We start from the raw sequence: 12,686 nt of genomic DNA on the forward strand, positions 1-12,686 counted from the left end.
TGGCCCCTGATGTCGTGAATATTGGCTGATCAATGTGTACCGTCTATGCTTCTAGCTTAGGTCACTTAGTAGTGCTCTGCCACTAATTTATTGCAAAGATTTAGTTAAGTCTGATGGAGACTGTAACAAAATGTTATTTTGGTGATGGCGGGACATACTGATTCGCAGCATCTTCATGGATCGTAAGCCCTGCAAATAAATCAAGACCACCTCTATCTTCCCAAGCAGTGCTTTGCGCGTGGGTCACGGCCGTACGGTCTAACACATTACCAATAATAACATCGGGTAGTCCTGTAAACATAGGCCTTATCCCTTCATTAGCACATTTCTGCGTATAATCATGAATCACTTCTTCTAATATCTCCACCTGCTTCGATACTTGTCCCTTAATATCGACAACAGTTGCATTTTGCAGTGCATCACCTCTTTTTTCTAATGCACTCAATCTGAAAATAGCGGTTGCCATAAATCCTATATCTAATGGATGAGGCCCTTCTTCACGTCCATGGGGTACATGTTCTCCATACTTTAGTGTAATTCCAGTGGCTTCTCCATGACGGTTATTAAGATATCGCGACAGCACGCCACCCACTTGGCCGGAAGTATTCTCCATCCATTCTTGCGAAACGTTCATAAAACATCCACGCAAAATCATTTTCCCAGTATTATTAGGCCCAATTTGATCTTCAGGTTGGACTTTCATCGTTCTCATCCTTGAGTATTTATTAATTTAAGTATAGCAAATACAGCTCTCTCACCGCTCTTATCCCTACACTTTATAAAGATTTATATCTTCTTTCAAATGCTTAGCTATCGCATCCAAATTATTAATAAACGTCATCAGCTCTTTAATGCTGCTTGAAAAAGTTGAGGTGGTCCGATTAATCTCACTCATCCCTTCAACGATTTGCTCAATACCCACCGCTTCTTGGCGAATGGATGCCTCAATATGCTGGCTTGAAATCGAAGCATCATTAATCATTTTACTCAGAGCTTGAATAACCTGACCTGCTTTCTCGATGAGTTTTAGCCCGGAGTCCAAGGTTTTTTCCCCTTCTACAGTCACAGTAACTGCTTTTTCTGTAGTACGACGAATATCTTCAAGAATTTTTTGTACTTGCACGGTTGATTGTTCTGACTGTTCAGCAAGATTGCGAACCTCTGTCGCTACTGCAGCAAATCCCCTTCCAGCCTCACCAGCTTTTGATGCTTCAATGGAAGCATTCAAAGCCAACATTTTGGATTGCTGAGCTAAAGTATTCACTACCGAAGTAATATCCCCTATTTGCTGGGTATGAGTACTTAAATCAAGAATCGTTTGCGCAATAAGCTTCATTTTTTCCTCTGAAGCCTTTATTCCCGCAATGCTCTGCTCTACCGATTCAGTCCCTAATTTTCCTTGCTCATACGTATTTTTTGCGACCTCTCTTAAACTCTGCGCCTTAGCCATTGTTTGCTTCGAGCTTTGATCAATTTCCTCCAAAGACGCGCTAATTTCATTAATAGCCGATGCTTGGGAAATAATGCCTTCTGATTGTTCATTTGCGGAGACAAAAACGGTTTCAACCATAGCCACAATATCATTACTGGCATTAGTAATTTTCTTAGTAATGGTGGCTAAGCCATCCGTCATTAAATTTAAATCATTACCTAAATCTTGTAAGACATCTTGTCCATCAATTTTCAGACGCTCTCTTAAATCCCCTGCAGCCACCTTACTGCTATGCTCTCTAAATTTTTTTGAAGAACTAACCAGTTTTTCAAATAACTCCCGAGACTCTTCTTCTTTTATACGAAGGCTTTTTTCATTTTTTCTAATTGCTTCTTGCATGGCTTTAAGTGATGAAAGCAATTTGCCTAACTGATCTTTGGAACGAATTTCGATTTCAACATTACGCTCTCCTGCAGCAATTTGTTCGGCAATGTTAATGGCTTTTTCTACAGGAACTGATATGGCTCTTTGGGTCATGTAAGGAACAATAAGGGTTAATAAAATCGTAAAAATTAGTAATGCATAAGCAAAATTCTCTAAGGCCATTAAATCGACACTAATTAAATTAGCACTATTCTCAACCCCACTTGATAATATATTAAATATACCACCAACCCTTTTCCCTTGTTCCGATGAATAAACCCCATCAAGAATAGCAATCATTTCTCTGATAAATGCCTGGGTACTCGCTTTACTATTTTCTACGTTATCTTTGTTGTTAACATCTCTGGGTGAATTGATTATCGTAGTTTGAGCATTGTAAAGAGCCACATATAATTCTTGTAACCTATCCCATTGTTTGCGTAATCGCGGTTTATCTAGGGAATGTATGGTTGTATCCCATAGGTTTCTCGCGCTATTGATTTCATCCCATAGATGCTGAAAATGTTCCTTGTCTTTCACTTCGCCAGTCATTACCCATTCCTCAAGCGTATCTTGGGTTTGCAGAATTTGACTGTCTAGAATTTGCGGCAAACTTTCTTTGCCAATTTTGTCATTTAAAGCAATGATGGTATGTACTTTAGGAATTAAAAAGATAATCAAGAACAATAAAGGTAAACCCAGTGCCATAAATCCAATGAATAAGCGAGCTCGTATGGTAATTACAAAGCCTTTTTTATTCGCATTAGCATTCATGAACATCTCCTATCCTACAATACGTAACTTTTAATATATTTTAGAATAACATCAAAGTGATGTTCATGTAATTGAGAAATATCTTACAGCAAATTAAGCCTGCGCCGTCCTGACATTTTAAGCTATATGTCCTATGCTCTAATCACGAGGAAAGACAAAGGATGTCGTGCAGGGAGTATATCGCTTCATGGATCGAGGCAATCCACAAGGATGTGGCACTTTTTCCTCGTACCCCTCTAAATGAATGATGCTCTGTGTCGTGCTGGGGCCGCTTCACACTCTTCTAGCATGGATTCCTTAAAAATTCTTAAATTCCCCATATAGGGTTGCGGATTAATTTTTTGGCGAATGTATTCTTGTAAAGAAATCTGTTTTTCATAGGTTTCAGTGCAAAGTTCTCTAAAATTACCTTGCCCTCGTTCAATCTCGATAATCAGCTCTGAGATACTGTATCCTGAAAATCGTTGCGGACTTTCTACCGCCGTTGCTGAAAAACCATTCGTGATTAACAACTTATTGAGCAATAGGAAAATAAAGGTTCGTCCGTTACCATCACCAAAAGGATGATATTGATGTAAGTCACGAATCAGAGTAGCAATGCATTTTAACCGTTCTTTAGGCATATTAGCCTGCTGAATCGATTCGTTGTATTGTGTAATTAAATTCTCAACTTCCCATTCTACTTCAGAGATTAAGGAGTTACGCTCGATGAATAAATGCGGCCAAACATCGGTCATCAAATTAGCCAAGATCTCTTCCGCATTAACTTGCTGCAGATCAATCGGATAACGTTCATAATAATTATCCAGTTCTTTGGAGTAAGTTAAGCTTAGTCCCTTAGGCATGCCGTTATTTATTTTATTAATTAACTCGATTAATCCATCATGCGTGACCGATTCGTCACTTAAACTAGAAGCAACATGTGGCTTAAAACCTAAATAGCATTTTCTTTGCTCATTATAAGCCATGTCATGCAATCGAAGGACAAAATTACATGTTAATCCTTCGTCCATTGTTTCTAATAAATATAAAAATGCCTTAGAGATTCGTTTCAAATACCCAGGTGAATCTTGCTTATCAAAAATGGAGGCATCATTGTTAAGCCAATACTCATAATCAATCAATAACTTCCAATAGGCTTCATTAGGAAATGCCGCAAATACCTCTTCAACATCAATAGCCATAATAATTAGTTACATACCATTCTTATGCTCTCTTCTTCATCATCAATATCGAAGTTCGGCTCCAGTAAAGCCTGCTTATAACGAGCTACCGGATGTGATGACTCTGAAGTTTTATTTTCATCCGCTGTATGAGATGACGATTTAAATAGGGAAAGAACCCACTCTATCGGTTTCAAAAGGAAACTTAATATGTAAACTCCCCAACCAGGCTGGGCCACAGTACGCTCTTTCGCTGCAACTTTAGCCAGGTGCTCAAGGAATTTACCCTCTGTAAGATGGTTCACTTGTTTATAACATAAAGCCAGCACTTGTACTTTTTGCTCTTCATTAATTTCGAGTAAATTATTATCATCCTTTAACAAATCGTCGATTAGATTGGTGTGCTTCATGATATGATCGAATTGGCCAAGATTAATTTCACTCACCATTTTTTCTTGCTGCCGGGTAATAATTTTTGCATAAGCCGAAGAATGGAATAACTTTGGATTATCTTTATCCTCCAGCGTATCAAGCATTGTTTGATCTAATCGGTCGATCCCCACGTAAATCAGTGCTAGTAAAGGATGGCTAAACGTTTTTCGGTGTTTATCAAGCTGCGCTAAAGTTTGTTCATATCCATTAGCAAGAGCCTGTCTGCGTTGTTCTTCAGTTGGTGCTGTTGTGGTCGTAGTCACCTCACCCGTATTGATATAAATCATATTATCAATATGATGAAATACTTTTTCACGATTTAATAATGCAGCGGTAGCTTTTAGCCATTGCCCGCCAACAGCATAAGTAATAACTGAATCTAAAGCTTGTTTAAATGCGGAGACTATTTCTGGAAGATGTTGTTCCGCTTTTTGAACCCGAACTTCATAAGCTCCTGCAGCCACGGCTTTAACGCATAAGACTTCCTCTCGGTTCAAGCCCTCAATTTCCGGCATATTATCCAAGATTCCACCATCAGCAACAAACTCGCCCTTAGCATTCTTTCCTGGAATAAAAAGGACCGGATGTGCTCCTGACCATTGAACAACTTGGGCAATCGATTGTTGAGGAGTACTGTTTTCGCTGTAACGCTCCAATTCTTTTTTTGTTTGGTTTGTTACGGCTACCGATAAATTTTTAATCCGGTATTGTTCCGTAGTAGGTAATAGCTCACGTAGCAGACCTAGATCGCCTAAGGTGAGTCGTGGATTTTCTAATTCTTCGCCGTTATGTCCTATAATTGTTTGGGGCACCGTAGCCATAGCGACATTCATGTTGTTAATGAGTTCAATTGATTTCGCTATTTTAATTACATCATCAACATTATTAATCTCTAAACCCTCTTCGCCTAAAGCTTGTTCATATAAACTTACTTTAGAGGACACTTGCAGGTAATTTTTTTCTAAGTGGACAGGAATTGGCTTAGGCAAATCTTGTAGATGCTGCTTAATTTGCATCATATAAATCACCTCAAGGAAGTTTCGAAAGCTATCACCTTTAGCCCTAAAACCTACGCCCTGAACATCAAGAAGTTTTTTGATATCCAACTCATTCACTAATTTAGTCATATCTTCTGGATTCATGCCCACCGCAATAAGACTTGCCGTCATGGCACCAGCAGAAGCCCCGCTCACATGGGTTAATTGCTCCAGATAGCCGCGTTCCTGCAGCGCTTTGAGCATTCCCATATAAGCAATACCTTTAGCACCTCCGCCACTACAGACTAAACCACGATGTTTTTCCGCTTGGACTATATACTGGTCATTTTCATCGCGAATGATCTCAACTTTCTCGCGCTTGAGCTGCTTACCTTTAGCCATAGTGCTTATATTCCACATTATATGCTTTTAAAATTGGCATTATATTATGGAAAGCTTATGTAAACCTTAAGAGGAAAATTAAATATTGACCTAAATGCTGCTCAATTATACAATAAGAACTTTTAAAAACCTAAGGCGTATAAAATGAGACTCAAACATGCATTCTTTCAAGGTGATAAGCCACCCAAGCGTGTATTAACCTTCAACGAATACATGGAAGAAATTGTGATCATTGCTAAAAGAATAAAGGCAAACAAAAAAGGTGAACAACGTTATACGAGTGCTCAACTCGAAATAGCTCTTGTTTGTTTTTGTGATTTTGAGGCATTAAAAAACGAGATGGACGAAGACATACAAGTAATCTTTCCCCAATTAAACATTGATTATCAAGCCGGATTTGATTGGCTTGACGCATCGGTATCTAATAATGATAAAGATGCCATTGAATATTTTCAATCTCGTCTACATGAAGCTGACTTTGCTAGACATTACTTGGAATATAAATACTCCCTTCGCCCTAATTGTGCTTTGCAAAGGCATGAGACCAATAATTTTGCAGCTCTAGAAACCATGATAAATTTAAGTAATGTAACGGCTTCGCGCTCTTTAAGGAATTGATGGAGCTGTCTATCCATGACAAGCTTCATCGTGTTTGTGCGACAGCTGGAATAATCCCTGCTAATTGTCCTTATCAAGTGCGACATCCTGTCGCTATTGCAGCTGCGCCAAACACGATCATTATAACGAATTAGCTGGAAATAATATTGATGAATAATACTCCTTACAGCGTAAGAAATTTCTTAAATTGCCTGGAGGTAATGACTCAAATCCAAATTTTAGGCTAAGATGTACCCGTATCAGCACTGGATAATACGGGAAAGTGCTTCCCCGTATTTCGACTTCTCAGATACCTCTCAGCTAGTTCCACCCACAGTTAATGCATCGATTTTCAGCGTAGGTTGTCCTACCCCAACAGGAACAGACTGGCCGTCTTTACCGCAAACCCCAATTCCACGATCCAAAGATAAATCATTACCAATCATACTGACTTTTTTCATGACATCCGGACCATTACCAATTAAGGTAGCTCCTTTAACCGGGGCGGTAATCTTACCGTCTTCGATGAGATAGGCTTCACTCGCAGAGAAAACAAATTGCCCCGAAGTAATATCGACCTGCCCACCGCCAAAGTTCACTGCATATAAACCTCGTTTGACTGAGCGAATAATTTCTTCTGGGTCGTGTTGACCCGCCAACATGTATGTATTGGTCATCCTAGGCATAGGTACATGAGCATAAGATTCACGGCGGCAGTTACCTGTAGATTGCATGCCCATAAGCTTGGCATTTAATTTATCTTGCATGTAATTTACCAATACCCCATCCTCGATCAAGGTAGTACATTGCGAAGGAGTTCCTTCATCGTCGATGGTCAAAGAGCCGCGTCGGTCTTTTAAGGTACCATCATCAACTACAGTGACACCAGGAGCGGCTACTTGTTGGCCGATAAGCCTTGAAAACGCAGATAAACCTTTACGGTTAAAATCACCTTCCAAACCATGCCCTACAGCCTCATGCAGGAGTACTCCTGGCCACCCTGGCCCTAAAACAACGGGCATAGTTCCTGCTGGCGCAGGCTTAGCATCAAGATTAACTAACGCTTCACGCACTGCTTCACGTGCGTAACTTAAAGCATTATCTTTTTCAGTGAAATAAGAATAAGCAACCCTTCCTCCCCCCCCAGAACGCGCTGATTCACGACGCCCATTTTTATCCTCAACAATAACGCTTACGTTCACACTAACTAAGGGACGTACATCAGCAACCATCTTACCATGCATGTCCGCAACCATAACCACTTCATAACAACCGCTTAAGGAGGCATTAACCTGTACCACTCGTGAATCAATACTACGTGCTTCTTTATCAATGGCTTCAAGTAACGCGATCTTTTCTTGCTTACTCATACCTTCAATGGGATTTAAGCCTTGATAGCGCGATTGCGCAACCGCATTGATATGAACTGGTTGTAAAACCTTCGTTCCAGCTAGAGCTATAGAACGGGCGGCATCAGCAGCACGCAACATTGAGGGTAAAAGGATATCATCGCAATAGGCAAAACCAGTTTTATCGCCACTTATTGCACGAATGCCTACGCCCTTATCCAAAGAAAAACTACCGCTTTTTACTACAGAATCTTCTAAGTACCACGATTCGTAACTGCAACTTTGAAAATATAAATCAGCATCATCGATATGATAGCTCATCATTGACTTAAAGAGTTTTTCAATACCGCCTTCATCAAGAGCCGCTGGAGCCAGTAGAATTTCTTTTGCTGTAATTAATGCTTCTGTCATTTAAATACCTTTTAAATTTAATACGTGATGGTCCACCGTTGGAAAGGTTTTTCGCAAATGGTGCAAACCCTGTAAATCAATCTCTGCAGTGACTATCCCAACACCCTCTTCTTGCTGAGCCAATACCCTACCCCAGGGATCAATGATCATGCTGTGGCCATAAGTAGAGCGCCCATTTTCATGTTGTCCGCCTTGATTTGCAGCCAATACGTAGCAAAGATTTTCAATCGCCCTTGCCCGCAATAACACCTCCCAATGAGCCTGACCCGTTATTGCTGTAAATGCTGAAGGAACGGTGAACAGCTGCGCACCTTGGATCGCTAATTCTCGATACAGTTCCGGAAAACGTAAATCATAACAAACAGTTAATCCAACCTTGCCTATAGGGGTATCCACAACGACAAGCTCATCCCCCCTTTCTATAGTGGACGATTCTTGATAACTCTCTTGTTCGGAAACGTTTACATCAAATAAATGAATTTTATCATACCGGGTTACACAACGTCCTTGATTATCATAGACTAAACTACTTGCTCGAACCTTTGAACTGTTTGCTTTGATGGGGATTGTTCCCGCAATAACCCACAATCCTAAACGTTTTGCCAACTCGCTTATTTTCTCTTGTATCGGCCCTTGACCATAGAGCTCACCCACCTGCAGCTTGTCTATGTCTTTGTATCCCATGAAGGCCAAATTCTCGGGTAATAAAACTAAATCTGCTTCTTGTTCACGTGCTTGTATCATCAAGGTTTCAACTTGCTGCAAATTTTCCATTACATTTGCTGAAGAAATCATTTGGGCTAGCGCCACTCGAGCCATTATACGCCTCATTTACTGCATTAAGAGTTTTTCATCATACTATAGACTAGTATAGATCCTCAAAGAGTTTGGGATTCAAAAAGTTCAAATATTTCTTGACAAAATTACCTCATACTACTTGAAATATAGGAAACTTATCTCCAGATATGCTAGAATAAATATAAACGAAAGAGGAGTTCTAAACGATGAACCGAAATGATGTTACCCTGATTAACCGTAGGGAGTCAGTACTGTCCGGCAATAAGGTACTACGCAATACCTACCTTTTGCTGAGTTTAACATTTTTATTCAGTGCCTTTACAGCCTATTTATCTATGGCAAGTGGCGCACGCCCAGTGAACGTGCTGGTAATGATCGTTGGTGTTTACGGTTTAATGTTTTTAACCCATGCATTACAAAATAGCGTTTGGGGTCTGGTGAGTGTTTTTGCTTTTACCGGCTTCTTGGGTTATACCTTAGGCCCAATATTAAACTTTTACATGCATAATTTTAGTAATGGACCTCAGCTCGTTGCTACCGCATTAGGGGGTACAGGTGTGATTTTCTTTGCTCTTTCCGGTTATGCATTAACCACGAGAAAAGATTTCAGCTTCCTAGGTGGATTCCTTTTTGTTGGTATGATGGTGGCATTGTTAGCAATGATCGCTGGAATATTTGTTCAGATTCCTGCGTTACAACTAGCTATTTCCGCAGCGTTTGTCCTGATCTCTTCTGGACTAATTCTGCTTCAAACCAGTGCTATAATTCACGATGGTGAGACAAATTATATTGCTGCAACGGTAGGTCTTTTTGTATCTATATACAATTTGTTCGTGAGCCTGCTCAACATATTAAGCGCATTTTCAGGCCGCGACTAAAATCGGTCTCCTCTACTTGGTCCCGGCACTTGCCGGGATTTTTTTGCTTTAAATTTGGCAAGAGTTTAGCCCTTATTACGATAGATTAATTGAAATCAATCCCTTTGCGGCTGCATGTAAATACTACCATTTCAAGAAACATAGTGGCGAAGCAACCCTCAATTTCGAAACACCAAACCCTGGTTGCTTCACTTCGTTGGCAATGACAACGTAAAATCGGGGGTTACTCTTTCCCCTCAATTATTTTGAAAAATGAGGAAATACCATTTCATTAATTATTTCTTCATTTCCATCCAAGTCAAGATCATCATTATCAGAAAGGTCAATTTCATTAACTTCTATTAAATTTCCATCCCAGCCAATTATGGGCTCATTAGAAGTTTCTACTACTGGAATAACCGCCGCAGAAAGCATGCGAATCGACCCATTGGTACACAAATCCTTTAACTTCTCTCTAGGAGGATAGCAATGGTGGCTATTATAAGTATCAATTACTTGAATCTTTATCGCATAAGCATCATGAACTACAACTAAAGTCCCAGAAGCATCGTCGAAGGTAAATTCCACTGCCATCTTTTTTAATACTGCTCTTATCTGTGATAGACCTTGAATTAAATCTTCATTTCCCATAAGAAAATCAAGATCATTGGGGTTCGGTAGAGTAGGATCCTGTAATTGTTTTGCTGCACTGCCAGTTAAGATAAATTGATTTTCTGGAAAATCTAGAGCCAACCAGTTGAATAATTGCTCTAAGAAGGGCTGATATACAGTGGAGGGAAGATCTTGATCAAACAGGGGCTTCGCAGTAGTGTTCTCAATAGAAAAACTTGCTAATACCGGAGGACGGAAGAAACCATTATCTTTGCTATACATACTCTGCTTATCTCCTCAAAGTTAGGGTTATTTCACCCAAAGATCATAATTATAACAAATTACCAAATAAACGGGCAAAAAAACTTTATTTAATCAGAAAAAACTCGAATCGCACCTAAAAATTAATAAGATTGCACATTGTTTTTCCTAACATTATCCGATACTCTAAAAGTTCATTATCTCTCAACTCTAGGAGAATCTGCACACTATGAACCATTAACTACCTAACCATGACCGAATACTAGGAGACGTCATATGCCTAAAACTAAAGGAACTACTACATCGTCCAGGGAAGTGGCAGGCAAGCCCGCTCCATCCGTTCAGTTCAGTCCATCCAAATCCAAAAAATCAGCTAATTTACAATTTTTTTCCCCTCAAGAATGCAGCGTCCAAAAATTAAAAGCTCAAGCCAAAAAATTATTCCCTCAACGAGCACGTCAAAAGTTTAGTTATCAACAAAATTATACAGCCTCTCAGGCTCTTTCATTAAGCAATGAGCAATTAAATCCAAACGCCCTGTCTCATGCCGAACTTCTTTTACTTGCCAAAAAGAATATTTTGGAACATGCGAACATGCGTGTGGATTTATTTTTTTATACGATGATTGCTTATTATCAAAAAAATCTGCATCCCATATTAGGCCATACTTCTCTGCAATATGGTCGTGGGCGCAGCTCGGAAACACAGCAATTACTTAGCGAAGCTTGCCATGACAGCATCCTTCCCGCCTTGATTGATGAAACTGTTTTAAGCACCGATCCACAAAATCCGAAGGCGTGTTTGCTAAGTGGTACCCATTTTATGAATAGCCTCAACTCCACCACGGAACTACCTCCCTTTGTGAATGATCTTGATGATGTCATCGAACAACTATGTCGAGAAAAAGCATTAGTGATTCTTGAAGCCGTATCGCGAGGTGGCATTGATCCTATTGAGGGTATAAATCTTTTTTTACAAATACTTAAAGCATCTTTAGATACGATAAGCGAAAAAGCTGAAAGAGAAAAAAATCTTTTCCTTAGCGAGTTGGTTGACCTTGTGGTGCAAGGCTCCATAAGCCAACGCTTTGATGAAGACACAGAAAGCGTTTGTGATGAATATGTACAAATGATGCTGCAGTTAAATAATAAGGAGAAAAAAGATTGTCTCAATAAACAACAAAGAGCCAAAATTTACACAACGAAATTTGCGCAAATGCAAACATTCATATTAAGTGTCGAGGCAGAACCCATAGCCTCTACTACCTATTGCAAGCTTTAACATTATATCTCCCCCAGGTTCTCTAAGCATAGAACCCGGGGGCTTCCTGCGTTCGCAGCTCTATTTAAATCACGTCACTCATTAATATAAAGTCTGGCCTCTAACATGAGTTGGCGCATGTGTCTTACCGCCTCTTTCATTCCACAGAATAAAGCGCGAGCAATAATGGCATGGCCAATGTTAAGCTCATGTAACTCTTTGATTGCAGCAATCGCTTGTACATTATGATAATGTAATCCATGACCCGCATTAACAATCAAATTTAAGCTGGCAGCATATTCAGCTGCTCGTTTAATACGTTCTAACTCGTATTGCTGCTGCTCAATATGAGTTGCATCGGCATAGCAACCAGTATGCAATTCAATAACCGGAGCACCCACATCCGCGGCAGCTTTGATTTGATCCAGATCGGGGTCGATAAATAAAGAAACTTCGCTGCCCATCGCCTCCAAACGTCGCACCGCATGCTCAACTGTTTTTTGGTGGGTTAAAATATCCAACCCACCTTCCGTTGTTATTTCTTCTCGCTTTTCTGGTACTAAACAGGTGTGCTCTGGAGAAATTTCTTCTGCAAATTCCAGCATAGCCTCAGTCACTGCTAATTCCAGATTCATGCGCGTTTGTAATACTTCTTTAATTAAACGCACATCACGTGCTTGGATATGGCGTAAATCTTCACGCATGTGTAAGGTAATTCCATCAGCCCCAGCTTCTTCAGCATCCATGGCAGCTTGTACAGGATCCGGGTAACGGGTACCACGTGCTTGTCGTACTGTAGCGACGTGATCAATATTTACGCCTAATAAAATCAACTTACTCATTTTGCACCACACTAAGTAAAACCAAGAGTATAATGTTCCTGCCTACCTAAACTCAAGCTGAGCTTTGCATAAGCTTAGTAAACTTGTTACCATGCT

11 protein-coding genes are annotated in these 12,686 nt (G+C 40.0%); 3 read left to right on the top strand and 8 right to left on the bottom strand.

Annotated features, from left to right (window positions below):
* Window positions 1-133 precede the first annotated feature (133 nt).
* The 4 genes from ACD661_RS05985 to ACD661_RS06000 all read right to left on the bottom strand — a co-directional run bounded on the left by ACD661_RS05985 (window position 134) and on the right by ACD661_RS06000 (window position 5,603).
* Complete coding sequence (locus tag ACD661_RS05985) at window positions 134-703, bottom strand: hypothetical protein (protein ID WP_400186918.1); 570 nt, start codon at window positions 701-703, stop codon at window positions 134-136.
* 66 nt (window positions 704-769) lie between these two features.
* Window positions 770-2,629, bottom strand: a complete 1,860-nt coding sequence (locus tag ACD661_RS05990; protein ID WP_400186919.1) for a methyl-accepting chemotaxis protein — start codon at window positions 2,627-2,629, stop codon at window positions 770-772.
* A gap of 236 nt (window positions 2,630-2,865) precedes the next feature.
* Complete coding sequence (locus tag ACD661_RS05995) at window positions 2,866-3,813, bottom strand: hypothetical protein (protein ID WP_400186920.1); 948 nt, start codon at window positions 3,811-3,813, stop codon at window positions 2,866-2,868.
* Between the two features lie 5 nt (window positions 3,814-3,818).
* Window positions 3,819-5,603, bottom strand: coding sequence for a patatin-like phospholipase family protein (locus ACD661_RS06000; RefSeq protein WP_400186921.1), 1,785 nt, complete (start codon window positions 5,601-5,603; stop codon window positions 3,819-3,821).
* Between the two features lie 144 nt (window positions 5,604-5,747).
* Here ACD661_RS06000 and ACD661_RS06005 point away from each other — a divergent pair, with 144 nt between their 5' ends.
* A complete protein-coding gene (locus ACD661_RS06005; RefSeq protein ID WP_400186922.1) occupies window positions 5,748-6,221 on the top strand; it encodes a hypothetical protein in 474 nt (157 codons plus the stop codon).
* A gap of 296 nt (window positions 6,222-6,517) precedes the next feature.
* Here ACD661_RS06005 and tldD read toward each other — a convergent pair whose 3' ends face one another.
* On the bottom strand, window positions 6,518-7,960 hold the full coding sequence (gene tldD, locus ACD661_RS06010) for a metalloprotease TldD (protein WP_400186923.1): 1,443 nt from the start codon (window positions 7,958-7,960) through the stop codon (window positions 6,518-6,520).
* On the bottom strand, window positions 7,961-8,779 hold the full coding sequence (locus tag ACD661_RS06015; RefSeq protein WP_400186924.1) for a carbon-nitrogen hydrolase family protein: 819 nt from the start codon (window positions 8,777-8,779) through the stop codon (window positions 7,961-7,963).
* A 185-nt stretch (window positions 8,780-8,964) separates the two neighbouring features.
* Between ACD661_RS06015 and ACD661_RS06020 the strand changes: the two genes are divergently transcribed.
* Window positions 8,965-9,636, top strand: a complete 672-nt coding sequence (locus ACD661_RS06020; protein ID WP_400186925.1) for a Bax inhibitor-1/YccA family protein — start codon at window positions 8,965-8,967, stop codon at window positions 9,634-9,636.
* Between the two features lie 240 nt (window positions 9,637-9,876).
* Here the strand turns inward: ACD661_RS06020 and ACD661_RS06025 are convergent, their stop codons facing one another.
* Window positions 9,877-10,509, bottom strand: a complete 633-nt coding sequence (locus ACD661_RS06025) for a hypothetical protein (RefSeq protein WP_400186926.1) — start codon at window positions 10,507-10,509, stop codon at window positions 9,877-9,879.
* Between the two features lie 255 nt (window positions 10,510-10,764).
* Here ACD661_RS06025 and ACD661_RS06030 point away from each other — a divergent pair, with 255 nt between their 5' ends.
* Window positions 10,765-11,769: a hypothetical protein gene (locus tag ACD661_RS06030; RefSeq protein ID WP_400186927.1), complete on the top strand. Its 1,005-nt coding sequence runs from the start codon at window positions 10,765-10,767 to the stop codon at window positions 11,767-11,769.
* A 74-nt stretch (window positions 11,770-11,843) separates the two neighbouring features.
* On the opposite strand, the gene pdxJ is transcribed toward ACD661_RS06030, so the two are convergent.
* The gene (gene pdxJ / locus ACD661_RS06035; protein WP_400186928.1) at window positions 11,844-12,590 is read right to left on the bottom strand and encodes a pyridoxine 5'-phosphate synthase; all 747 of its coding nucleotides are present in this window, start codon (window positions 12,588-12,590) and stop codon (window positions 11,844-11,846) included.
* Window positions 12,591-12,686: the final 96 nt, after the last annotated feature.

Source organism: Legionella lytica (genome assembly GCF_044626755.1).
Taxonomy (GTDB): domain Bacteria; phylum Pseudomonadota; class Gammaproteobacteria; order Legionellales; family Legionellaceae; genus Legionella; species Legionella lytica_A.

Bases quoted from the DNA above. Each gene is read 5' to 3' on its own strand.
- ACD661_RS05985 (WP_400186918.1), bottom strand. From the start codon at position 703: ATGAAAGTCCAACCTGAAGATCAAATTGGGCCTAATAATACTGGGAAA.
- ACD661_RS05990 (WP_400186919.1), bottom strand. From the start codon at position 2,629: ATGAATGCTAATGCGAATAAAAAAGGCTTTGTAATTACCATACGAGCT.
- ACD661_RS05995 (WP_400186920.1), bottom strand. From the start codon at position 3,813: ATGGCTATTGATGTTGAAGAGGTATTTGCGGCATTTCCTAATGAAGCC.
- ACD661_RS06000 (WP_400186921.1), bottom strand. From the start codon at position 5,603: ATGGCTAAAGGTAAGCAGCTCAAGCGCGAGAAAGTTGAGATCATTCGC.
- ACD661_RS06005 (WP_400186922.1), top strand. From the start codon at position 5,748: ATGAGACTCAAACATGCATTCTTTCAAGGTGATAAGCCACCCAAGCGT.
- tldD (WP_400186923.1), bottom strand. From the start codon at position 7,960: ATGACAGAAGCATTAATTACAGCAAAAGAAATTCTACTGGCTCCAGCG.
- ACD661_RS06015 (WP_400186924.1), bottom strand. From the start codon at position 8,779: ATGGCTCGAGTGGCGCTAGCCCAAATGATTTCTTCAGCAAATGTAATG.
- ACD661_RS06020 (WP_400186925.1), top strand. From the start codon at position 8,965: ATGAACCGAAATGATGTTACCCTGATTAACCGTAGGGAGTCAGTACTG.
- ACD661_RS06025 (WP_400186926.1), bottom strand. From the start codon at position 10,509: ATGTATAGCAAAGATAATGGTTTCTTCCGTCCTCCGGTATTAGCAAGT.
- ACD661_RS06030 (WP_400186927.1), top strand. From the start codon at position 10,765: ATGCCTAAAACTAAAGGAACTACTACATCGTCCAGGGAAGTGGCAGGC.
- pdxJ (WP_400186928.1), bottom strand. From the start codon at position 12,590: ATGAGTAAGTTGATTTTATTAGGCGTAAATATTGATCACGTCGCTACA.